The sequence below is a fragment of the Paenibacillus sp. PCH8 genome, assembly GCF_002968835.1.
Lineage (GTDB): Bacteria > Bacillota > Bacilli > Paenibacillales > Paenibacillaceae > Paenibacillus.
Genome location: NZ_PKQK01000001.1, coordinates 2,670,062 through 2,693,845, shown reverse-complemented (window position 1 = coordinate 2,693,845; position 23,784 = coordinate 2,670,062). Strand labels below are relative to the sequence as shown.

At 48.0% G+C, this 23,784-nt stretch carries 17 protein-coding genes and 2 pseudogenes; 9 read left to right on the top strand and 10 right to left on the bottom strand.

The features are described from left to right. Positions 1-259 precede the first annotated feature (259 nt). The gene (locus tag C0Q44_RS11510; RefSeq protein ID WP_105407342.1) at positions 260-1,015 is read right to left on the bottom strand and encodes an exodeoxyribonuclease III; all 756 of its coding nucleotides are present in this window, start codon (positions 1,013-1,015) and stop codon (positions 260-262) included. Between the two features lie 395 nt (positions 1,016-1,410). On the opposite strand from C0Q44_RS11510, the pseudogene solA reads away from it, so the two are divergent. Then, a pseudogene (solA, locus tag C0Q44_RS31765) lies at positions 1,411-2,500 on the top strand (N-methyl-L-tryptophan oxidase). 219 nt (positions 2,501-2,719) lie between these two features. On the opposite strand, the gene C0Q44_RS11500 reads toward solA, so the two are convergent. The 8 genes from C0Q44_RS11500 to C0Q44_RS11460 form a co-directional block, all read right to left on the bottom strand. Beyond that, positions 2,720-4,564 (bottom strand): RICIN domain-containing protein, encoded by a 1,845-nt coding sequence (locus C0Q44_RS11500; protein WP_105407341.1) that lies wholly within the window; start codon positions 4,562-4,564, stop codon positions 2,720-2,722. A gap of 102 nt (positions 4,565-4,666) precedes the next feature. Continuing rightward, positions 4,667-6,001, bottom strand: coding sequence for a glycoside hydrolase family 43 protein (locus C0Q44_RS11495; protein ID WP_105407340.1), 1,335 nt, complete (start codon positions 5,999-6,001; stop codon positions 4,667-4,669). A 512-nt stretch (positions 6,002-6,513) separates the two neighbouring features. Next, entirely contained in the window at positions 6,514-9,627 is a 3,114-nt protein-coding gene (locus tag C0Q44_RS30915) for a beta-galactosidase (protein WP_258166251.1), read from the bottom strand. Between the two features lie 321 nt (positions 9,628-9,948). Then, positions 9,949-11,445, bottom strand: a complete 1,497-nt coding sequence (locus C0Q44_RS11480) for a glycoside hydrolase family 30 protein (protein WP_105407693.1) — start codon at positions 11,443-11,445, stop codon at positions 9,949-9,951. A 154-nt stretch (positions 11,446-11,599) separates the two neighbouring features. Next, positions 11,600-12,445, bottom strand: a complete 846-nt coding sequence (locus tag C0Q44_RS11475) for a carbohydrate ABC transporter permease (RefSeq protein ID WP_036617294.1) — start codon at positions 12,443-12,445, stop codon at positions 11,600-11,602. Continuing rightward, positions 12,438-13,325, bottom strand: coding sequence for a carbohydrate ABC transporter permease (locus tag C0Q44_RS11470; protein WP_105407339.1), 888 nt, complete (start codon positions 13,323-13,325; stop codon positions 12,438-12,440). The genes C0Q44_RS11475 and C0Q44_RS11470 overlap by 8 nt, the downstream gene beginning before the upstream one ends. 75 nt (positions 13,326-13,400) lie before the next feature. Further along, a complete protein-coding gene (locus tag C0Q44_RS11465; RefSeq protein ID WP_105407338.1) occupies positions 13,401-14,672 on the bottom strand; it encodes an ABC transporter substrate-binding protein in 1,272 nt (423 codons plus the stop codon). A gap of 180 nt (positions 14,673-14,852) precedes the next feature. Continuing rightward, complete coding sequence (locus C0Q44_RS11460; RefSeq protein ID WP_105407337.1) at positions 14,853-15,881, bottom strand: LacI family DNA-binding transcriptional regulator; 1,029 nt, start codon at positions 15,879-15,881, stop codon at positions 14,853-14,855. A 254-nt stretch (positions 15,882-16,135) separates the two neighbouring features. On the opposite strand from C0Q44_RS11460, the gene C0Q44_RS11455 reads away from it, so the two are divergent. After that, complete coding sequence (locus tag C0Q44_RS11455; protein ID WP_105407336.1) at positions 16,136-16,498, top strand: iron-sulfur cluster biosynthesis family protein; 363 nt, start codon at positions 16,136-16,138, stop codon at positions 16,496-16,498. Between the two features lie 182 nt (positions 16,499-16,680). Here the strand turns inward: C0Q44_RS11455 and C0Q44_RS11450 are convergent, their stop codons facing one another. After that, positions 16,681-17,085 (bottom strand): GNAT family N-acetyltransferase, encoded by a 405-nt coding sequence (locus C0Q44_RS11450; protein ID WP_105407335.1) that lies wholly within the window; start codon positions 17,083-17,085, stop codon positions 16,681-16,683. 620 nt (positions 17,086-17,705) lie between these two features. Here C0Q44_RS11450 and C0Q44_RS11445 point away from each other — a divergent pair. The 7 genes and pseudogenes from C0Q44_RS11445 (at position 17,706) to C0Q44_RS30905 (ending at position 23,782) form a co-directional block, all read left to right on the top strand. Further along, positions 17,706-18,734, top strand: coding sequence for a PucR family transcriptional regulator ligand-binding domain-containing protein (locus C0Q44_RS11445; RefSeq protein ID WP_181150936.1), 1,029 nt, complete (start codon positions 17,706-17,708; stop codon positions 18,732-18,734). A gap of 38 nt (positions 18,735-18,772) precedes the next feature. Beyond that, positions 18,773-19,363, top strand: coding sequence for a PucR family transcriptional regulator (locus C0Q44_RS11440; protein WP_105407333.1), 591 nt, complete (start codon positions 18,773-18,775; stop codon positions 19,361-19,363). 225 nt (positions 19,364-19,588) lie between these two features. Continuing rightward, the gene (locus C0Q44_RS11435; RefSeq protein WP_105407332.1) at positions 19,589-20,365 is read left to right on the top strand and encodes an ABC transporter ATP-binding protein; all 777 of its coding nucleotides are present in this window, start codon (positions 19,589-19,591) and stop codon (positions 20,363-20,365) included. Next, entirely contained in the window at positions 20,365-21,237 is an 873-nt protein-coding gene (locus tag C0Q44_RS11430) for an ABC transporter permease (RefSeq protein WP_105407331.1), read from the top strand. The genes C0Q44_RS11435 and C0Q44_RS11430 overlap by 1 nt, the downstream gene beginning before the upstream one ends. A gap of 34 nt (positions 21,238-21,271) precedes the next feature. Then, positions 21,272-22,300, top strand: coding sequence for an ABC transporter substrate-binding protein (locus C0Q44_RS11425; protein WP_105407330.1), 1,029 nt, complete (start codon positions 21,272-21,274; stop codon positions 22,298-22,300). Positions 22,301-22,311: 11 nt separating this feature from the next. Next, positions 22,312-22,497 carry a hypothetical protein gene (locus C0Q44_RS11420; RefSeq protein WP_105407329.1) on the top strand — a complete coding sequence of 62 codons (186 nt, stop codon included), beginning with the start codon at positions 22,312-22,314 and terminating at the stop codon, positions 22,495-22,497. After that, positions 22,494-23,782 (top strand): annotated as a pseudogene (locus tag C0Q44_RS30905) (amidase). Before C0Q44_RS11420 ends, C0Q44_RS30905 begins: the two are co-directional and overlap by 4 nt. Positions 23,783-23,784: the final 2 nt, after the last annotated feature.

Sequence of the window (23,784 nt, the reverse complement as noted above, 5' to 3'; positions counted from 1 at the left end):
CTCTACCCCTCACCCCAAAGGTTCATCTGTATATGTATGTTTCAATCCTACCCAAGAAATAAGCGGATTGGAACAATCCCGAGTCCAGTCCTTTCCCCAACCAAAGTCTAGTCTCACCCCCCTACCCGTGACGTACCCCATAAGTTCATACGTCTGCACCTTCGGGCAGATCCGGTCAACGCAAATAAACCGCAAATCTCCAATAAAGGAAACCTGCGGTTCATATCAATACAACAACAATAATAACTACTAATACGATCTACATTTGCAAAGTAACCCCAACCGGGCAATGATCACTGCCCATCACGTGGCAGTCGATATGTGCATCAACCACTTTCGCTGCCAACTGATTCGACACGAGAAAATAATCAATACGCCATCCCACGTTCCGTTCTCGCACCTTAGCCATATACGACCACCAGCTGAACACATCCGTACGACCCGGATACAGATGGCGGAAGCTGTCCACATAACCCGCAGCAAGCAGATCTGTCATCTTGCCCCGTTCTTCAAGCGTAAATCCGGAATTGCCCATGTTGGGCTTAGGGTTCTTCAGATCGATCTCCTGATGCGCCACATTCAGATCACCACAGACAATAACCGGCTTGATCTGCTCCAGTTGCAGCACATAGCCCCGGAATCGGTCTTCCCACTCCAGACGGTATGGGAGCCGAGTCAGATCGCGTTTCGCGTTGGGTGTATATACGTTCACCAGATAAAAATCGGCATACTCCAGTGTGATCATTCGACCTTCCGGTTCACTGTCCTCTTCCATTCCGTAACGGACGGTTAGAGGCTTAATCCGGCTAAATACAGCCGTGCCGGAATATCCTTTTTTGATCGCATAATTCCAGTATTGATAGACGTCTTCTCCCAGATCCATCTCGATCTGTCCTGCCTGCAGCTTAGTCTCCTGAAGACAGAAAATATCCGCCTGACTCTCCTGATAATAATCCATGAATCCTTTGGTCACACATGCCCGCAATCCATTCACATTCCAGGACACCAGCTTCATATCCTCATCTCCTCACATCTCTCCAATATAGCACGAGCCAATTCAAGGGGACAAGGCTTACGTTCCTGGAATGAGAGGGAGCACAGCAGAATAAGGTGTGCGGATCAACATTCCGTGTTATTTTACTGAAGCTAGCTACATGATGTTAAAAGACTGCATTTCCCTGATCTGTATTCGATCTATATCGGTAAATACCTGTTCCAGTTACTTGCTTTCATCAAGCCGTACTATTAATATGTTCTATTAACGTATTACTCTCCTCTATAAACTGTCCTATTGACTACCATGGATTGGGAGACTACATTATCCTGTAAAAGATCCTAATCGGGATCCATAAGAGAGGATGTGTTATCATCACACAAGCATATGACGTTATTATCGTTGGAGCCGGCTCCATGGGCATGAGTGCCGGTTATTATCTGGCGCGCAGCGGCTGCAAAACTTTGATGATCGATGCCTTTGACCCTCCGCATACGGAAGGAAGCCATCACGGGGATACCCGGCTGATCCGCCATGTGTATAGCGGAGGACCTGACTATATTGCTATGGCACTACGTGCTCAGAAGTTATGGCATGAACTGGAGGAGACGACCGGGGATCAGTTGTTTGTGCCTTCTGGTGTCTTGAATATGGTCGATGCGGAGGTTCATTCCTTTCGGGATCGGCTCAGTCATTCAGACGATGCGGGCATTCGATATGAAACAATGAATGCAGCTGACGTCATGAAGCGCTGGCCCGGTATTGCACTGCCCGAACATTACGAGGCCATGTATGAGCCTGATGCGGGGTATTTGTACAGCGAGCGCTGTATCCGTTCCTTCCGCAAAGCAGCCGAAGCCCAAGGCGCGACACTGTTAACTCACACCCGCGTCGAGCATGTCGAATACGGATCGCATTCCGTTACAGTACAGACTTCCGGGGAGAGACATACCACGCGAATCAAATCATTCTCACTGCTGGTGCCTGGTTCCAGACATTGAAGCCCTTCGTGGATCTACCGATTCAGGCTGTACGTAAAACGGTAGGCTGGTTTGATGTACCCGAAGACTTGTATGGCGAGGCACATTTCCCCGGTTTCACACTGGCAGAACGAGAAGGTACATATTATGGATTTCCGAGCATTGGGGAACAGGCCTGAAGATGGGACGTCATGATACGGGTCAGGTGTGGACACCAGGAAGTACACTGGCTCCTTTTGGTACGGATGAAACGGATGAGGGTGATCTGCGCAGGTTACTTGAGCTTCGGATGCCTCAGGCAGCTGGAAGATTGAAGCGCGGCAGTGTGTGCAAATATGAATTTACAGCGGATGAGGATTTTATTATTGACCGACACCCTGCTTATGAGCGTGTATGGCTAGCTGGCGGATTCTCCGGTCATGGCTTCAAGTTTGCAAGTGCAATAGGACAGATATTGTCCGAGTTGGTGCAGACCGGCCACACCGATCAGGATCTTAAAAGGTTCTCCCTGTCACGTTTTCGCTAAGTATGTACAGCGGAGAGCCGTAGAACGGAACATATATATGTATAAAAATTCACTTTCTTCGAGAGTGCAGTTCTACTCAAACAACTGCACCTCCAAGAAAGAAAGACTGTTATGAACGTTAACCCTTGTAAATAAGTTATCTGCGGACATTCTTTAACTTTGAACCCATGTTACTCGTTAGACAAACAAGTAACCTCACTTCCTTTGTACACTCACATGCTAATTCACCTTGACGAGGCCCCATTGCTGATTGGCTCCGCCATTGTCGCCCCATTGAATCGTGGAGGCACCGGCGGTCAGGGACCCTTGATTGATATCCACCGTCAGGCCGCTGTTGCGGTTCGCAAGTACCAGATATCCCCCCACATCAATGGGCAACCATTGCTGATTGTTACCCCCGTTATCCTGCCACTGGATCAGCGCAGCTCCGCCCTGTGTGGAACCTGAATTCACATCCAGCAAAAGCCCACTGCCCACATTGCGGATATTGTAATACCCGTTGCCTGCGGACTCCAGTTTCCATTGCTGGTTGACCGCTCCATTATCATTCCACTGAATAATGGTCGCGCCCCCAGCCGTGGAAGCTCCATTAACATCCAGTGCAAGTCCACTGTTACGGTTAATCAGTTTGTAGATGGCTCCGGCTTCATATCCTGTGCCGCCATTATAAGTTGCACCGGATATGACGTAGGTTGTAACGGAGTTCGCTTTGGCGGTAGCCGTGAACTTTTTGTTCTGAAGCGAGATGTTGGTCAACTGTTGCAACTTCTCAGTCGAAGAGGTCCGATATACCTGAGCAGACGCACCTACACCTGTAAAACGACTCAGATCATACGTCACCGATGTATCCGACGATTCCGAATTGGTCGTAACCAGTACGACTTTGCCGGAAGCCGCATCATAGGCCGCCAAAGTATTGGCATCACTCATACCGATGATCTTGTAACCGGGACGGATAAATTTGCTGTAATTGCCCATGACATAATATTTCTGATTCACCGTATAGCTGGTCGTCTGCGTGTTGTTCAAAACGTTCTTGAAGAATCCCCAGCCCTCAGCACTATCCACGGCTTGCCAATATACCCATGCACTCGCACCCATATTGCGAATATCTTTGAGGATGGTCCGCGACATGGTCAGCCCGCTTGCATCGCCGTCCCCGTATTCCGAGGTCCACAGATGTTTGCCAGCAGATGTTGCTGTGTTGCGCAAAGCGGCCCGGTTGTTTCCGCCATACGTATGGGTGTTGATCTGACTGATCGTTGATTTCACCGCACTACTGTAACTGTTGAACGAAGTGTTGGTATCATCCAAACTGTATTCTTCCGGTGCACTTAACTTTGTGGACAAGCCTTTTGCATTCAGCGAGGCTTGTAGCTGACTCAAGATTGTGTTCTGATCTGCCCGGTCAAAGTGCATACCCTCCTGATCGTTACCCTGCTTCCACCATGTCGATATAGGCTCATTCAGCGGGGTTACGCTATCGAATGTAATCCCCCAATTATCCCGAAAATGCTTCACGACCTCTGTCAGATAATCGGCAAAATCATCAACATAATCCGGCTTGAGATTGTTTCCTCCATTCGCTGCACCGGACACACCCCCACTGATCGTCATCCAGTAAGGTGCCGAGTTCGCGAAGGCTTCGATGATATTCACGCCTTGTGCCTTGGCAGCTTGCAGCATATAGCGCTGGTTCGCATCGGCGGTCCAGTCGTACACGCCCGGAGTAGGCTGGTAACCCGGCACGGCTTTGCGATATTCCAGAATATTGGATGATGGATTATCCCCGCCCCCAATGTTGTACCGCAGGATATTCAGACCCAGTCCAGTATTCGTATTGAACATTTTCTCCACATACTCATCCCGATTGGAATACTCTCCAACCACCTTGCCCCACCAAGCGAGTGACGTTCCCCAGCCCTCTATCGTCTGATATTGCTTCGATGGATCGGCAGTCGCTGTGTATGCTCCCGCAGCAGATACTTCTGTGCCCAGACCCAGGCTACCTGTTAGCAGACTTCCTGCCAGCAACAATGAGCTCATTCGTTTTAACCACTTCATGCACTTCACTCCTTAGAGATATGATTAAGTTCTTAATCGAGGTACCATTCGATACCTCTGGAACACATGGAACATGTAATGCTTCTGGAACATGAATACCAATCACTGTGCGATTTCACGGAAGGTCGCATCCGATTTGTCGATTGTGCTAACGACGGATTCCAATTTCAGTACATTATTGTAATGTCTCATGTACAGGTTCAGGTTGTTGAAGGAAGCATATGATGACCAGTTGGCGTTAGCAAGTCCATTCACACGTTTGAACGTGGCATCATTACGAAGGGCGGGGCTACCGTCATTTTTCACGAGCACAATCGAGCCATTGTTGTTTCGCAGGAAATAACCCGGATAGTTCATGGACTCAAACGAGATACCGGTTGTATTCGCCAGTCCAGGAACGATGCGGAACTGTGCATCCTCGGCTGGGCTAACACTGGCATCTATGCGTGCCTTATAGTCGTAATGACGAATGAAGCTGCCTGGTACATTGAATGATTCCAGCTTGCGGATATCGCCAGGCTGTCCGGATTCTTTCAACACAGTCATATGCCGGACGAGTCCGGTAAGACCCGCAATCTCCTGCTTGGTACTCCAGGTCTGGAAGATGTCGGCAGAGTCGCTGTAATAGTACTTTTGTGTGGCATAGCCGTCAAAGTAGATTCGCCATGAACCATTATCCAGCTGTACAAGCGCCGGGCCCTCGACCCAAGATCCCCAACCCGCCCAATCCCCTGTTCCCTTAAAGGTATAAGGACCGGTCAGCGAAGTGGATGTCGCATATTCGATGTATTTGGTCGTTTCGTTCTTGGTAAAAGCATGGTAGGTTGAACCTGTCTTCACCACAAAGGTATCAATATAATTGGGTGCAATGCCTGTCATTTCAGTAGGTGCGGACCATGCGGTAGATGTCAGATTGCTACCCGAAGCGGTAATGACATAAGGCTTGAAATTCTCATAGTTACCCGGAGAGAGGGACACGATAATATTCAGACTGCCGTTGTTGTCTTTGAACCATTCTGGTGCCCAGGTGTGTGCAATCGTGGTCTTTGTAGATAATGTAATGTTACGGACAAACGTCCAGTTCACTTTGTCTGGGCTGGAGGCGATACCAACCGTATTGCCAGACCAGTTCGTGGTGTAGACGACATAATATAGACCATCGGTGTGCTTCATGATGCTGGGATCGCGGATCAGACCGGTCGGAGGTGTATAAGCTGGCCCTTTCAGCAAGCCATAGTGGGTCGCATTATAGGATTCGTAAATATACATATTGGATTCACTTGTATTCGTAAAGGCCGATATCGTATAGACACTTGTCGCAGCTCTGGCTGTATTGGGGAATACCATTGTTAATAGAAGTAATGCTCCGAGTAGAAGAATCATCCCGGCTCTGAAACCTCTCCATTCATGTACTCTTTCTTGCTTCTTCATTAACATCGGTTCATCTCCTTATCCATGAGTGATTTGATTCATATCAAAATACCCAATGACCCATATAAACGTTAGTCCTGAAGCCATAGCTCTGATCTATTCCCTTATAAGCAATACCTCACGACCGCCTGTTCGAATTCCACTTACATGAAGCATCACTCCCTTCCCAGATCATAGATGAGCATTAATTCATTATGTAAACGGTTACAAGACAAAAGTTCTAAACGATTTCTGTTCATTGTCCCGTTATAGAAAAGCTATTTACCCAGTTCCCCCATCCCCTTAGCCTGATTCCTCATCCTGCTGAATCCAAAGATCCATGAACTGGGGCAATCATAGCTAAGAAAATGAGAGGTTTGACTGCGGTAAACGGTATTTCTTGCGTTGTATAATGCTATGTTCGGCTCTAATCAATCTCTAGTTAATCTGTATCTGGCATGCTCATGTGAAATGGTTATACGATAAGTCATTTCTCATGTAATGATTCAGATATAAGTAAGCCCGTTGTGATGCATCATCTATTCGACCACAATCCATGGATAGCGGGATTGCTCATCCAGCATGAATCGTACACGTTCGGGCGTTCTGCCTTCTTCATCAAACAAAAGTAGTTCGTTCTCTTCCTTTAACCAGGCCATCGGAATTTTGTAATCCTCTTGAGGACCAATCTGCCAATAACGGCCCAGATCATGTCCGTTCAGATGAAGTGTTCCCTTGCTCATCCCGGTCAAGCGAAGCATCAAGTTCACCTTATGATGTGTGGAAACCACTGGTTTGGCGAAACGCCAACGGTACCAGACGGGCTGACTGTATGAACCTTGGGTTGGAACATGATGGGTCACATGGTTCACCTCACCAGTGAGTGAACTATCGGACGTTCTAGTCAACGTATCCACGAAACCGTTGGCTACCGGATTGGCACTACGATTGCCACTATGAGTAATAGAAACTGAATGTGGGCCATGCTCGCCTGACATGATCGACCGCTCATACCGCTCCCATTGTTGTGGAAGCAAAGCATCCGTGCCTGCCATACGCCAATCCTTCAGTTCTGTTTCGCTGCAATATGTGATCAGTTCCATTCGATTCAGTGGAGATCGGCTATACGGCATATCTATCGTATTCGTCTCTCCCGGTCTTATATAGAGGGACACATCCAGCGTCTGGAATGCAAACCAGTCCTGATATCCTTCCATGGGAACTTCGACGCCATTGATCCGGAGGCCTTTACTTAGTGCACCCACGAGAATCGCACGATCCATGCCATCCAGCGTGAAGCTTCTGCTAAGTCGTAGCGCCTCCTTGAGAGAGTTCACCTCATCGAGATGCACAAGCTCATTATGCATCTGCCAATTCCGGCGCATATCCTGAACTTTGCCTCCCAGATACACAGCTCCAGCCAGACCTTTGCTCTCACCCAGATACGGCGAGAAATTCAATCTGCCCATATGCTGTACCAGAATCTGAAGTGTGTTCTGCCCTTGGGCCACCTGTATCAGTACACCTGCTGCACCTACCTGGCGCACCAATGCCTGCTGTTCACCATTCACAATAACTCTGGCGGTATCCTGAATATCCGGCAAAATGAGGCTAGTGATTTCTTCGACCGAACTTTCGAAGTTGCATTCGTACAACAGATATCCAAAACCTTGCCCATACCGGGTAAAGTCTTCCGGTTGTGCACTTGCCGGGCGCTGATTCGCGATTAACGTCACATGTGACAAGTCGAAAGAATCAGGCAACGTCGGCGGAATTGGTGCTTTCCATGAATGTTGTTGCCGTCCTCCAGCAGACTTCTGAACAGATTCATTGGGTACAGCTGCAGCTGGTGCAGGATGCCGAACGTCATTGAGGTCGTCGTGCTGGGCATTATCTTGTACATCTTCTTGTACTTCATACTGCACACCGCTCTCTTGTCCGGCGATCCATTCGCGGCCTGTTAACGATCGTTCTCCATCCGCCCAATCACCAAGCAACATGATCGTCCGGTCTGGATCAGCAATCATGCCTTTAACCTGACCGGCAGGCAATACGTCAACATCATCGAATCCGATCGCATAACGAGGTTCCTTCTGATCGGTTCCCTCTAATCGCCATGTGCGATTCATCGTCTCAAGGTCCAGAATGACCAAACGGATGGGTATGCCATTTGCCTCTAACTGGATGGTCCCCGGCTCACGGAAATGAACCAGATCGAAGCGGTACACTTTCCTCGACGGATCATGCTCAACCAGCACTTCCACCGTACTTCCACTTACATCCAGTGTGCCAGCTTCCAATTCCAGTTCCACCACAGAACGTTGCCCCGCATCGGCTGTAATGAACAGGGTCAACTCTCCATTAATCATTTCATTGCCCGTAATCATCGTACCCGCCGTCAGGTAAACCTGGTCAGCAATTAACACCCGATCCAGCACTGGCACGATCTGTCCCGGATTCAGGGCTACAGGGAAGGTACGGCCTTCCTCCAGCGTAATATGCACCGTCTCGCGTTCATCCTTGTGACTCTCCAGAAACCAGATCTTCCGGTTACCGGTCTGCCTGCCTCGTATGGATACGCCTTCAGGATGACGTACCGTGATCAGCTCTGCTGGTATATCCTCTGTCTCCATGAGAAGATCCCCAAAGGCACGGACGAAATAAGACAGGTTCTTGGTAACCGCATACTTGGGTGTCACTCGCCCATATTCGTTCAGCGGCGCATCATAGTCATAAGAAGTAATCATGTAAATGTCACTACTCCCCATCGTTCTGCCACCATATCCACCGAAATTCGTCCCACCATAGAACATATAATGGCTGATTCCGGTATACCCGGCACGCAGGATTTCCATGATGCGTCTCTCCAGCAAGGATGCTGTCTTCTGAATGGCAGAAGGGCCGCCCCAATTCTCAAACCATCCGGTCCAGAATTCCGTGACTATCTTCGGGGTATCTGGTTGTTTGACTCGAAGCTTCTCATAGTGCCCGTCAGCACCAGACCAGAAATTAGCTCCTTCAATGGTTCCTTCCACACCTCCAACACAAGTAATCAGCGGAACGTCAATGCCGCGTTGCAGGAGACCGTCTCTTAATGTTGTCATATGAGCACTTGCCGCAGCGTCATCCATCAGATATCCGTATTCATTCTCCACCTGAACCAGAATAACCGTGCCTCCAACAGATAACTGGCGCTCACGAATAATGGGTACAAGCCGATCAAAGTACAGGTTCACATAGTGCAGGTAGGTTTCATTGTTTTCGCGAAACTTCACGCCGTCCTTCGTACCGAGCCAGTATGGAAATCCGCCAAAATCCCACTCCGCACAGATAAAAGGTCCCGGACGTGCAATTACCCACATGCCCAGCTCTGCGCACAGATCCAGAAATTCGCCGCAATCGTTGTCCCCTTCGAAGGACCACTGTCCTTCTTCCGGTTCGTGTACGTTCCAGGCAAAGTAAGTGTCGATGCAGTTCATGCCTGCCAGCTTCGCTTTCAGCAGAACCTCACGCCATTCCTCCTTCGGCATGCGGAAATAATGGATTGTCGCACTGTTCAGGAATATGCGCTCTCCGTTCAGGAAAAAGCTGCGTGTATCGTACGTCAATTCGGATTGAAGATCCTGGAGCAAAAGGGATGCTTTCTCTGTCAAAGATATCCCCTCCTTCTCTGTATTTTATATAAATTGAACTAAAGATTATTTACACTGCACACTTCGATGACAGAACAACCTTCCGATCGCTGTTATCCCCAGATTTTTTGATTCCCTTTTCTCTAGGGGAAAATCTGAGGATAAAGGCGCATGCTCCGCTTCTTCAGGTTTTTTCTGTCCTCTCCGTTTGGTGTAAATGTTTAGTTCAATTTATATAGGTTCATATGTCCTGTAATTAATTTAAGGTGAACTAAATTCGTTGAACTGAAAGATGATCTATACTGGAACTACGATGACAGAATAACCTTCCCATCGCTGTTATCAGTTCACCTGCAATGTCACGCCTTCCATTACAACGGTTGTGACGGAATTGTCAGCTGTCGGCACTTCAACTCCGTTGGCGTATAACGGGATATCTTCAAGTTTCTCCATGTCGCGCTCCGGTGAAGTCTGGTACACCTGAGCGGAGGTTGATTTCCCATACTCGAACCCGGATAGTTCAAACGCCTTGGTCCCCGCCGATAATTCATTACGAATGACAAGTACCAATCTCTGCTTGTCTGCGTCATAGGCAACCAGCGTGCGTCCATCATCCGTGGGGATAATCGTTGCACCCGGACGAATGTATTTCGTGAACTGGGCCATACCGTAATACTGCTTGGTCATCTCATACTGTTCTTCTCCGTTAAAATTGGCATGAATGAAGCCCCAGTTATTATTGGCTCCTTCATCTTCAACGGCCTGCCAGTATACCCATGCGGATGGCTGCATGATTTTCAGATCGAACATGATCCGCTCTGCCAGCTCCTGTACCGAGGTCATGTCCTCATGACCATGCGGCTCACTGCCGCCTGTTCCGTATTCGGACATCCACAGCTTTTTGCCCTGTTGCTCTGCCAGCGTGCGCAGCTCTTCCATTTTGCTACCATTATACGAATGAGTATTGATCTGCTGAATGACATCGAGCGTATCCTGATCATAGAGACTGAAATTGAATACGGTCTCGTCAATGCTGTTATCGTCCGCGGCACTGATAACGGTACCGTCCAGTCCTTTACTCTTCAGAGAAGCTGCCACTTTCTTGATGATTTCGGCCTGTTTCTCATTGGTAAAATGACTGCCTTCCTGCATATTGCCCTTCTTCCACCAGTCGGAGGAGGGTTCATTGAGCGGATTCAGCGTGCGGAAAGTGATGCCCCACTCATCCCGATAATGCTTCACGACTTCTGTCAGGTAATCGGCAAACGCATCATATTGGTCTTCACGAAGATTGTTGCTCCCATCCACAGCTCCTGTAACCGAGCCGCTGATCGTCATCCAATACGGTGGTGAGTTCGAGAAGGCTTCGGCAATGTTGACACCGCGTTCCATCGAGCCCTGTAGTACAGCCCGCTGACCTGCATCAGCATTCCAGTCCCACTCTCCAGGTTCCGGCTGGAAGCCAGGAACGTCTCCACCGGGACGAAGTGCCTTCATCTCCGGGTTCTCCTCACCGCCAATATTGTAACGAACGATGTTCAGCCCGAGCCCTTTCTCCGGGTCGAAGACGAGATCCATCACCTCATTGACCTTCGCCTGATCCTTCCATCCCCCAAGATCGTTGGCCCACCACGCGAGTGACGTGCCCCAGCCTTCAAAATGATCATAGGACTGATCCATCTTCAGATGGACCGGCTCCTCTAGAAATACCAATGGTTTCAATGATTGATTCGCAAACTGATTGATAACAATTCCTCCTCCTGCCAGTAGTGCAATGAGGGCTACACCCATGAGGATATAGCTCCGTTTGCCTCTCCTGCGTTCTTGGTTATGCGCCATGGTGCATGCAATCCTTTCTCCATGTACGATAATTACATCCGTTCTCATTTCACCTTATTATTACGTATTCTTATTACTTCACTACTCTGAAGGTGACTTACGCGTACGTTGCAGAACAAGCTTCCAACCTCGTCTTGCCATCCTCTACATTTGATTACTTGATGCCACTGCTTCCGCCGCTAATGTTGGCCTCATACACATAACGTTGACCAAACAGATATACAAGCACCATCGGAATGGTGAGGAACAGTGAAGCAATCATGACCAGGTTCCATGGTGGCATCTGTCCACCCCCAACCGTGGTGAGCAGTTGCACACCGAGCGCCAGCGGCATTTTCTCCGGATCATTGATATAAATGAGCGGCCCCATGAAGTTCCCCCAGTTGTAGGAGAACGAGAAAATCGCAATGGCGGCCAGAATTGGATAGGTCAATGGCATGATAATCTTCCAATAGATTCCCGGATGGCCCATACCGTCAATCATGGCGGCTTCATCCAGTGATTTGGGGATACTCATGACAAACTGTCGAATCAGGAATACGTTGAACGCCCCGGCGAAGAAGCTCGGTACGATCAGCGGGTAGAATGTATTAATCCAGTCCAGATGACGGAAGATGATGAACTGCGGTACCATCGTCACTTCACCCGGAATCATCATCGTACTGAGCAACACGATAAACAGGAAACGGCTGCCTTTGGCTTTGATTCGGGCAAAGCCGTAGGATACGATTGAAGCAGACAATACCGATCCGACAATCGTAAAGATGGTAATGATGACCGAGTTTTTGAGATATGTTCCGAGATTGTTATTCGTGAAAATTGTATAAAAGTTCGACCATTGGAACTCCATCGGTACGAAGGTAAAGGCTGATTTGACGGTTGTTGCGTCACTGGCCAGTGCAATGGAGATCATGTACAGGAAAGGCGAAGCAAGCAGTACCCCGACCAGTATCAGAAAAATATAGGATATCGTCTTCTCCACAGTCGATGGATTACTCATTGGCTTTACCCTCCTCGTAGTGCACCCATAGCGCCGATGAACGGAATACCACTAGGGTGATCGCCATGATGATGATGAACAGAACCCAGGCTATGGCCGATGCGTATCCCATTTTGTAGAATTGGAACGCATTCTGGAACAGATAGGGAACAACCATCTGACTGGAGTTATCAGGTCCCCCGGCTGTAACGATGAATACCTGTGCGAAGGTCTGAAGCGCTCCGATCATGCCGGTCACGAGATTGAAGAAGATAACTGGCGTGAGCATCGGGAAAGTGATGTGGAAGAACGACTGTGTGCTCTTCGCTCCATCAATGGCAGCGGCCTCGTACAGCTCTTGCGGAATGCCTTTCATACCTGCGAGTAGCAGTACTACTCCACCACCGACACCCCACAGGGACATTAGAATCAATGCGGGTTTCACCCAGTTCGGATCAAGAAGCCAGGCCGGACCCTGAATGCCGAAGATCGCAAGTGTCTGGTTGATCAACCCTTCGGTCGGAGCAAGCAAGTGGATGAAGAGCAATGAACTTGCCACTACCGGCACGACGGAAGGAAGATAGAACAGAATACGGAAAAAGGTGATTCCTTTGATCTTCTTGTTCAGGTAATAGGCAATCCATAGCGATATCGACATACCCAACGGAATGGATATCAGCGCATAGAAGAACGTATTGCCCACCGCTTTCCAGAATATCGGGTCATCCATCAACAGCGTTTTGTAGTTGTCTATACCGATAAATTCAGGGGACTGGAACAGATCCCAGTTCGTAAAGCTCATATAGATGGAAAACAGGATCGGCCCCAGGGTTAGCCCCAGGAATCCGAGCAGCCAAGGCGAGATGAAGATATAGAACCATTTCCCGTCCTTTTTTTTCACGTTTAGCCCTCCCATGACGCAGAGAGCAGATGGAATCCGCATTCATGCCGAATTCCACCTGTCCTCCTGTCGATGCTATTTGTAGAGTCTTTCCAGTCCACTCTGAATTTCGGTTACGGTATCATCAAGCGAGGCTTTGTTGTTGAAGTACACACCCAGCTTGTCATTAATGAGCTTCATCATTTCGTTCCATTGCGGGTTGAACGGTTCAGCATAGATCGTCGATTCGCTGAAAGCAGCCATGTTGATTTTCTTGCCGCCATATTCGGCATTCAGGAATTCATCACTGGACAGACCCGCTTTCGTTGCAGGAGCATCCTGACCGGCTTTAACCATTGGCATCTGCGCTTCCGGCGTTGTCATGGCTTCAATCACCTTGAATGCTTCTTCCTTGTGCTTGGAGGCATTCGTAATGGTCAACCCGTTGAAGAATGCGTTCGTTTCACCCCATACCGGGGAGATATCCCAGTTGATACCTTCCACCTTGGCAAGCGAACCGATATTCCAGAAACCGGTCGTTTCCATCGCGATTTTGCCTTGGGCAAACAGTGGATCAGCCCCGATATTACCCATATCGGCAATTTCAGTTGGTGTCGGTCCAGCGCCGTGAGTGAAGATTAAGTCATTCATGAATTGCAGTGCATTACGTACTGGCTCGGTATCGAATGTGGGTTTGCCACTCTCATCGAACAGCGAACCTCCGTTCTGATAGATTAATTGCATCCATTGCGGCCACCAGCTTCCTGGATAGTAGCCCCATTGTACCGTTTTGCCATTCTCTTTCACGGTCAGCTTCTGAGCTGCCGCCATCAGATCATCTTGTGTCCAGTCCTTGGTTGGGTATTCCACACCAGCCTTGTCGAACAGATCCTTGTTATAAAAGAGAACCATCGCGCCTGCCCGATCCGGCATGCCGAATTGCTTGCCATCATACTTCATCAGGTTCGCGATATCATCTGAATAACGCTCTGACATGTTCACATTATTCGCCTGAATCATGTCATCCAGCGGTATAATCTGATTCTTGGAGGCATATGCCTGATAGTTCTCGGCGATCATCATGATATCTGGTGCTGTTCCTCCAGCAATCATGGTCTGTACTTTCTGATCATAATCCCCTGCAACCACGTTCAACTTCACGTTAATATCGGGATACGTCTGCTTCACAATGTCGAGTCGTTCCTGATAAATCTTCTTCTCATCTTCCGAACCCCAGATTGTCATGCTTAGATCGACCTTGCCGCCAGACTCACCGGCTGAACTGCCTTTGTTCCCGCTGCTACAGGCTGTCAGACCCATTACCGTGACCAGCATCAATAACGAAATGACTTTAAGACTTCTTCTCATACGTTACGCCCCCTTGAACTAATGAATGGATGACTACTCTGAAACCCGTTTCATGAAATGGGTTTCATTAAGCTGAAACATAAAACCCGTTCCACTTTATGAAAGGGGTTTCATTCACGCCCTCATTATATTTCACCCTCCAAGAAAATGTCAACGCTTTCTTTTCCAAATACAGGCCCCTTATTTCGCGGCGGGTCCTGTACTCTGGCGAACAATCAGCTCGGGTTGCAGAATGATCTGTTTCTTCGGTTTGCCTTGGTTAATCAGCTCATGTAACACGTCTACGGCTTGTTTGCCGAGCTGATATGTGTTCTGGGATATGGTTGTCAGTTCGGGTATAACGGCACTGGCAAGCGGCGTGTCATCGAACCCCACAATGGATATATCCTTCGGAATCGACAGTCCATGTTCAATCGTGGACTTGATCGCACCAATCGCCGTGTAGTCATTAACACAGATGACTGCGGTTGGCGGATTGTCACGATCCAGCAGTTTGGACATTTCCCGTTTGCCATCGTCAATGGAGAAGCTCCCGAGCAGCTGCCGTTCTTTCGGAATTTCGAGCCCATGTTCGCGAAGTTTCTTCTGCACAGCTCTGACCTTGACCATGGTGGTGGACAACTCTTTCAGACCGCCGACAAAGGCAATATCGCGATGCCCCAGTTCAAGCAAATGCTCAGCTGCAAGTGCTGCTCCTGCACCTTCATCCGTGTATACCCGATGGAATCCGCCCTTGGCAATATTGCCATTGACCAGGACAATCGGCATCCGTTTGCCCATATCAATCAATTCCTGAGCCATGTCGTCCGGACAGACTTGCATATTGATTCGTCCGCCGAGGAAAATGATACCGTCGACCCGCTTCTCCCGTAGAATGGACAAATACTCGGATTCCCTGTTGTAGTCTCCTGCGGTATTGCAGAGAAAGAACGTATATCCTAGTCCACGCGCCTCATTCTCTGCGCCCCAGAAGACTTCCGGGAAGAATGGATTCGTAATATCCGGCAGGATAATCGCGATAGTGCCCGTCTCTTTCTTGATCAGACTGCGCGCCTGCGCGTTGGGCTGAAACTGATGTTTGGCGATGATGGACATTATCTTCTCTCGGGTGCTTGCACGCACAGGTGCAGTATCATTCAGCACCCGGGAGACGGTCGCTACAGATACGTTCGCTTCCTTGGCGATGTCATATATAGTGATCGGTGTCATAGCGGAACCTTCCTTTTTCTCTATTTTTCCTGCTTATCATACCAGATAAGGATTGGCGATGAAATGGGTTTCATTGACGGGCTTCTCTCGCGATGACATTCATACGTGATTTGTTCAATAGACTGATCGTTCAACGTCCATATTCGCATAGTACATGTCTCCTTTTCTTTATTGTACCTTCTAATCTGCTTATTTGGTCCATATATTATAATGTAAGCGAATTCATTTGAGATTAGAGGAGTGTGAACAACGTCATGATCATTCAAGTCAGTCCGCTGGCAGAAGCACGACTTACTGAAAAACTGGGAGATCGGCCGGGCTATTTCAAATTGTTTTATGATACCGATGGATGCGGTTGTGACGGAATTGCGGTACTTCTGATCTTGAACGAAACGGATAGCGATGATGTTACCGTAGAAGCCGGTTTGCTTCCATTCGTAATCAACAAACAGCAGCAGATTTACTTTGAACCCTGCCTGCGTCTGCAATCCGAGAACAGCTTCCCCTCGTTCCGTCTAAGCAGTGATTCCATGATCTATGGCAGCAATGTCAAGGTCCACGATCTTCGAGACTCAGCCAATATGGCCCCTGAGCCCACCGGATGGTTCGTACGATAATCATTGAGTAATTAATACGATCAAAACCTCCCAATCCCAGATTTTCTGCGGGACGGGAGGTTTTGATAAATTTCAAACACATAAATTAGCCACTATTTACGTATACCATCTCATGTTGTTGCAGTGCCTCAACACTGCTCCATGATGATTTATGATTGAACTATCGTTACCCGTTAGTTCAATCATATCAACTCTGAGATAAACATGGGTGTAGCTCCATCCTCTGTATTAAAGCCAAATTTATGATAGAAATCCACTGCATGAGGATAAGAAATTAATACTTTTGTTTTACAATCTTTATATCTATCAAGCATTATATTCATCATTTCCTTACCTATACCTCTACTCTGATAACTCGGATTAATCAGCATATAATGAAAATATACCGTTAAAACCCCATCTGACAATGCATTTATTAAACCGACAAGCTTTCCTTCTTCCCAAGCGGTAACAATGGAATGAGACCCTCCAATAGCTTGTAAAAGCTCGTTTGGATACTTACCAGACTCCCATTCTACCGAAAGAAATAACTCTTGGAGTGCATCCTTAGTGAGATCCTCTTTGTTTGAAGCGTAATAAATACTCACACCTATACCATCCCTTCATAAACTAAACTACGGAACTACATCTGTTTTAAACTCCCATATTTCGATGGATTTTCAATCCTTACAAAGCCATAAAATAATACCAACAAAGCAATTTTAGATTTATCAAATCAATTAATCACTTTATTTACCTGAATCAATTTCATAATACCTTTAGCTGCTTCAATCAAGGCTAGTTACAAAAAATCCATTTTAGTGAGTTATGAAATTGATTTACCTTAATATACTATTAAAAATATGCATAGAAAATAGATTAACTGAAGTGGAGTTTATATTTATTTACATAAGAGAAATCATGAGGATACTTCTTTTACTTAAAGCATATCCATCCTAAGAGACTTATATCGTTAATCTGTATCAGCACTAGCCGCTGATTACCTAACCAGATAGCTCTTGATCACCCTTATCATACGTAACCTTACTTCACATGAAATTATTAAATACAAGCCTTCGCACCTCAGCATTTTGAACAATATGTTCATAAAGTCGATATCTTTTAGCCTCTTTATCCTAAAGCATCTTTACTCCCAACTAACTTAATGTTAGATTTTATAACATACAATGATGAAAGCGAGTGGGTTGAAATGGATCTGCAACATTTATTGACTATCCCCATTCTATCCAAAGCAAAAGTGATTGCCGGACATCGCGGACTAGATCGTTTGGTGCAATCGATTAATATTATGGACGCCCCAGATATTGTACAATTCCTGAAACCCGGAGATATGCTACTAACGAACGGCTATATCCTGAAAGACAGCCCCGATGCTCATCTAGCATTCATTACAGCTATGCATACGATTGGCTGTGCGGCGCTTGCTGTCAAGACGCAGCGCTTCTCGCTTGAATTATCTCCGCAATTGCTTGAGACAGCGGACAGGCTGGGTTTTCCCATCATCGAACTGTCTGAGATTGACAATACACTCGGTGAAATATTTCAACAATCGATCAGCGCCATCCTTCAGAACAAAACCCATGAGCTTCACTACGCCTTGTCTATACACAAGCAATTCTCCACGATGATTATGCAAGGAAAAGGCATACCTTCCATTGTAGACACTTTGTCTCAGCTGCTATCCTCACCTGTACTGCTGCTGGGATCGAAGAAGCAGGTTACGGCAAGCTCCCATTATGCACAACAGATGGATCGCCCGTCTCTCGCTGCGCCCATACTGACATTTATAGAGCAGTATCCTCCCTTCCATACCGCAATCTCGATCTGCCTGCTGACTACCGATAAATATCGCCATGTCGAGCTACACCCCATCTTCACCGACCGGCACGAGGGCTATTTGATCGCACAATACGACAGTTCCGCAGGTTCTAACCTCTCCACTCTGGCACTAGAGCAGGCCGTTAATGTGATCGGCCTGGAGTTAACCAAGCAACAAGCAGTTAAGGAGCGCTCCCGCCGTTACAAAAATGAATATTTCTCCGATCTCATTCAGGGCTTCATTCGTTCTGAGCAAGAAGCACTCCACCGCGGCAAGAAGTATGGGCTACAAGCACAGGGAAGCTCTGTTCTCATTCTTGCCAAGATGGATGAAGCCTTAAATGGCAAGCCTAATCAAAGCCTCTCCCCCTCGGGGAAGAGCGGTTCATCTCGGAACGAGACGCTAATTACGAGCTGATTAAGCAGGAGTTCGCCAGACTGGATCTCTCCTTTGTCATGTTCACGAAGAACGACCAGTTCGGCATACTCGTCTTTTTGGCCGAATCATCATGGGACGAGCAAGCCGTTGTCCAGCAGCTCGAGAGGATCGCCAGCAATCTGTATACAGAGTCGCAGCTCAGCCTATCCTTCGGAATAGGTAATCCCTACACGAATGTATTGGATATCGGACTCTCCTATAAGGAAGCAGTCAAGGCGCTCCAATCCGGCCATCAGATGAGAAAGACCCGCTTCGCTCATTCCTATCAAACCATGGATATAAGCCGTCTGCTGCGCATGATTCCTCACGATGAGATGTTGCAGTTCCATCAAGAAACTTTTAAGCCCTTCGAAGGCCGAGATCCAAACGAGCGCAACGAACTTATGAAAACTTTGTCCTCCTTCTATGAGAACCATTGCCAGATCGTCGATACAGCCAAAGAGCTGTTCGTACATCGCAATACAGTCATCTACAGGTTGGAGAAATGCGAGAAACTGACCGGTAGGAACATCAAAGACCCGATGGAGAGCCTGCGCTTCCGACTCGCCTTCGCACTGGAGCCGCTGCTGAATATTCCATCCCCTAACGAAGCTACCCATACGTCTTAAACCGAGAACGTGTCACGTATAATGACACGTTCTTTTGTTTTTCTTCTCACAGCTGGTACAAATTTGTACATTTTAACTGATTTAATTCTATTTTTATGTTCAGAGTATCTAATGACAATTGTGCAAACAGTCTATATGATTAGAAATATATTCAATTATGTCACATTAACTAACACTATGAAAGAAACAAATACCCATCAGGCTGTAGGAAAGGGGCTACCTATCATGGCTATACAAATACAAGGCGTATCCAAATCATTCGTCAATACAGCGGGAGAAGATATTCAAGTGCTGGCTGAGGTTTCGATGCAAATCAAGAAGCAGGAGTTCTTCAGTATCGTCGGACCGAGCGGCTGCGGAAAGAGTACGATCTTCAATATTATCGCGGGTCTGCTTAAACCAACGAATGGCAAGGTTATTGTCTGCGGCGAAGAGATCGATCAGACAACCGGGCATGTCGGTTACATGATGCAGAAGGATCTGCTGCTTCCTTGGAGAAGCATCCTGGACAATGTCACGCTAGGCTTGGAAGTAAAGGGCATGTCCAAAAAGGATCGCGGCGATATTGCCATGGATTATCTGGATCGTTATGGCCTGGCTTCATTCGTAGAAGCCTATCCCTCCACACTATCAGGTGGTATGCGCCAACGTGTAGCCCTCATACGTACCCTCGTTACCCAGCCCGATATTATATTACTGGATGAACCCTTCTCAGCACTTGATTATCAGACCCGACTCATTCTGGAAGATGAAATCTTGTCTATCCTGAAATCCGAGGGCAAGACAGGTGTGCTTATCACTCATGATATTGAGGAGGCAATCGCCATCTCCGACCGCATTGCCGTCATGAGCAAAAGACCAACAACCGTGAAGCAGGTGTATGACATCGGTCTCGCCTCGCAGCATGGATCAGCACTGAAAGCTCGCTCCGACCCGAAGTTCAAGCAGTATTTTGAATCGATCTGGTCGGAGCTTGATATCCAAATGGGGAGGATCAGCTAATGAAGAGTACATCACCTGAAATTACCCTTACCGGAAAGCCTGCTGGAGTTGCGAAAAGCAAGATCAAGCGCAGACAGTCCACCTTCTCCAAAGAATGGCTGATGACGATGCTGTGGCGGTTCATTATTGTTGCGGTCATCCTGGTGATATGGGAATCCGCCGTTCGCTTCAAGCTCGTTAACGGATTCCTCATGGGATCGCCAAGCGCCATTCTGGATGCCGCCATCACCATGACCAGCTCAGGACAACTGCTTACAGACACATTCGCAACGGTGAATGCCACCGTTATCGGCTTCGTAGCCGGAAGCCTACTTGGCTCATTGGCGGGTCTGCTCATGTGGTACTCCAAGTCCGTTGCCCGTGTGCTCGATCCGTTCATCGTAGCGCTGAACGGCATCCCTAAGATTGCTCTAGCTCCCATGATTATCATCTGGTTCGGTTCAGGCATCTTCTCCAAGATTGCTCTGGCATCAGTAGCAACGTTTATCGTAGCGCTGTTATCCGCCTACCAAGCAACTCATCAAATTGACGAATCCCAGATTAATCTTATGAAATCCTTCGGTGCGAAGAAATCACAAATTTTCCGCAAAATTATCGTTCCGTCCTCCCTGCCATGGATCATCTCCGCTTTCCGTATCAATATCGGATTGGCATTGGTATCTGTCGTAGGCGGAGAATTCATTTCTTCAGATAAAGGGCTCGGACATATGGTATTTGTCGAAGGCAACCTGTTCAATCTTCCGGCCGTATGGGTCGGCGTGTTCATGCTTATGCTGGTCGCCATGCTCCTCTATACCTGTGTCGGTTATATTGAATCCCGTCTCCTTCCATGGAATGACAACAAGACTAGCAGCACATCCACATCTGTATAGCTGACCTACAACCATTAAAGGAGCCTGATAACTAATGCGCACATTCAAAAAGATCGCTTTTCTAACAACGATGACGGTTATATTGACTACACTGCTCAGTGCATGCGGCGGCAATTCCACAATGCCTGCGAGTGGCTCAGGGGCATCTAATAACGAGGGACCCAACACTACGAAAGTGGACAAAATTATGGTGTCCGAGGTGTATCACAACCTGCTCTATCTTCCGCTGTATGTAGCGAATAACCAAGGTTTTCTAGAGGAGAATCGCATTGAGCTATCCTCCATCCGCGCTGCTGGAAGCGGACCAACAGCATTATCTTCGGTGATCTCAGGCGAGTCCGCTTTCTCCTTCCACGGTCCTGAACATGTCGCATTCGCGAATGCAAAGGGCGGAGATGCTCGCTCACTGGTCCTTCTATCGGGTAGCGCTCCAGTATGGGCGGTTGCGCGAGAAGGAGTAACCGTGAACTCGACCGAGGACTTCAAAGGTAAAACCATCGTTGTGGGCTTGGCACCTACAAGCTCGAACAGCTTACTGCGCAAGCTGTTCGCTGACAATAACATCGATATCGACAAGGATGTGACGATCACCGAGGTTCAGAATGGCTCCGAGCTTGGTGCTGTATTAGCCGGTAAAGCCGACATTGCTATCGTTTACGAACCTCAGCTGGATCAAGGCATTGCAGAGGGGCTGCATATTGTCCATGATTTCACGAAGGATTATCCAGACTTCGCCTTTGCTACGATGAATACAACCGCCAGCTTTATTAAGGAGAATCCTGACCTCACCCAGCGCTTCGTCACCTCGATCGAGCAAGCCCTGGACTATATTCAATCGAATCCTGAGGGTGCCAAAGCAGTCGCAGTGAAGGAATTCCCGAATCTGGACAAAAAAGTTGTGGAGCAAGCCGTAAAACGCATGATTGATAGCAAGGTATACCCTGCTGATGGACTGATCAATGAATCAGCTTTCGAGACTTCAATTGGCATGCAGCGCTTCATCGGCAACCTGAAGGAAGACCTCGCTTACGAGGATATTATCGATTCAAGCTTCACCAAATAGAGAGAGAAAGGGTGATTACTCTGAATCAGGACGACTACCACACACACCGCCGTACAGAAAGCATCAAATATGAGGACGGAGTTATTACCAGCGAGGAACTTGCCCTATTTACAGCCGACTTGAAGCTGATTCGCAGCTTCAAGTTGCCAGAAGAAGTAGGACCCAATCCCCCGCATAGGAGCGTGCCTCTGCGATGATTACCAAACCACTTAACGAGCTGACGATTGCTGAAGCCGCAGCATTGATTAAGAACAAGATGTTATCTCCAGTGGAGCTAACCAAATCCTATTTAAATCGCATTGAGAAAGTAGAGCCTGCTGTGCAAGCCTTCGTTACAGTCACTGCTGAACAAGCCTTGAAGGCCGCAAGAGAGTCTGAGCTCAAACTAATGAATGGCGAATATCTCGGCCTTCTGCATGGCATTCCCTATGGAGCTAAGGATATTATCCATACCGCTGGCATACGCACCTCGGCTGGATCAAGCACATATCCTGACTTCGTACCCAAGACGAATGCTACTGTCATTGATAAGCTTCAGGCTGCAGGCGCTATCCTGATCGGCAAAACAACAACGACGGAATATGCCTTCCAGGGAGGTGAGCCGCCAACCCGCAACCCGTGGAATCTGGAGCATACCCGGGCGGTTCCAGTTCGGGCTCTGCCGCTGCAGTAGCGGCTGGCATGGCTTCTTTCACACTCGGAACACAGACTTTTGGATCTCTGCTTAGACCCGCAGCTTACAACGGATTAACCTGCATGAAGCCCACTTACGGCAGGGTTAGCCGTAACGGTGTCATCACAGCCAGTTGGAGTCTTGATCATATAGGTGCCTTCACTCGATCCGTACAAGATAACGCAATCGTTCTGGAAGCGATAGCCGGGCAAGATGAGTTGGACCCTTTCACACTTCCTCTCGGCAAGCCAGACTTAACAAGCGCTCTTGAGCATCCTGTTTCAGGAATGGTGATCGGTCTGCCGAGCAACTTCTTCCAGACCAATGAACCGGCGATCTTGTTAGCCTTAGAGTCGGCAATCGCTGTACTTGAGAAGCTGGGCATGCAATGGAAGAAAGTTACCTTGCCTTCTTATATGGAAGAAACATTTGCTGCTCATCGTACGGTTATGCGAGCAGAAGCTGCCGCCTTCCATCAGGAACGCTTCGCAGAAGCCTCTGATCGTTACGGCCACACGATGCGGGAGCAGCTTGAGCTGGGCTACCAGACGAGTGCCGTTGATTATTTGCAGGCACAGCGCATCCGAACGATATTCCGAAGCGAGATGATGATGCTGTTCGATGAGGTCGATGTTCTATTGACTCCATCAACACCGTATGTGGCCCTTATGGCTACAAGACTGGCAGCCCGATCTTCAACGGACCGTTTACCAATGCAGGGCTACCGTCCATCACCGTTCCCATCGGATTCGATACAGCCTCCGGGAAGCCATTGCCTATCGGCATGCAACTTGCTGGTCCACTCATGAGA

Excerpts from the sequence above, each read along its gene's own strand:
- C0Q44_RS11500 (WP_105407341.1), bottom strand. The coding sequence starts at position 4,564 with ATGAAGTGGTTAAAACGAATGAGCTCATTGTTGCTGGCAGGAAGTCTG.
- C0Q44_RS11480 (WP_105407693.1), bottom strand. The coding sequence starts at position 11,445 with ATGGCGCATAACCAAGAACGCAGGAGAGGCAAACGGAGCTATATCCTC.
- C0Q44_RS11430 (WP_105407331.1), top strand. The coding sequence starts at position 20,365 with ATGAAGAGTACATCACCTGAAATTACCCTTACCGGAAAGCCTGCTGGA.
- C0Q44_RS11510 (WP_105407342.1), bottom strand. The coding sequence starts at position 1,015 with ATGAAGCTGGTGTCCTGGAATGTGAATGGATTGCGGGCATGTGTGACC.
- C0Q44_RS11475 (WP_036617294.1), bottom strand. The coding sequence starts at position 12,445 with ATGAGTAATCCATCGACTGTGGAGAAGACGATATCCTATATTTTTCTG.
- C0Q44_RS11460 (WP_105407337.1), bottom strand. The coding sequence starts at position 15,881 with ATGACACCGATCACTATATATGACATCGCCAAGGAAGCGAACGTATCT.
- C0Q44_RS11435 (WP_105407332.1), top strand. The coding sequence starts at position 19,589 with ATGGCTATACAAATACAAGGCGTATCCAAATCATTCGTCAATACAGCG.
- C0Q44_RS11465 (WP_105407338.1), bottom strand. The coding sequence starts at position 14,672 with ATGAGAAGAAGTCTTAAAGTCATTTCGTTATTGATGCTGGTCACGGTA.
- C0Q44_RS11440 (WP_105407333.1), top strand. The coding sequence starts at position 18,773 with ATGTTCACGAAGAACGACCAGTTCGGCATACTCGTCTTTTTGGCCGAA.
- C0Q44_RS11495 (WP_105407340.1), bottom strand. The coding sequence starts at position 6,001 with ATGTTAATGAAGAAGCAAGAAAGAGTACATGAATGGAGAGGTTTCAGA.
- C0Q44_RS11455 (WP_105407336.1), top strand. The coding sequence starts at position 16,136 with ATGATCATTCAAGTCAGTCCGCTGGCAGAAGCACGACTTACTGAAAAA.
- C0Q44_RS11425 (WP_105407330.1), top strand. The coding sequence starts at position 21,272 with ATGCGCACATTCAAAAAGATCGCTTTTCTAACAACGATGACGGTTATA.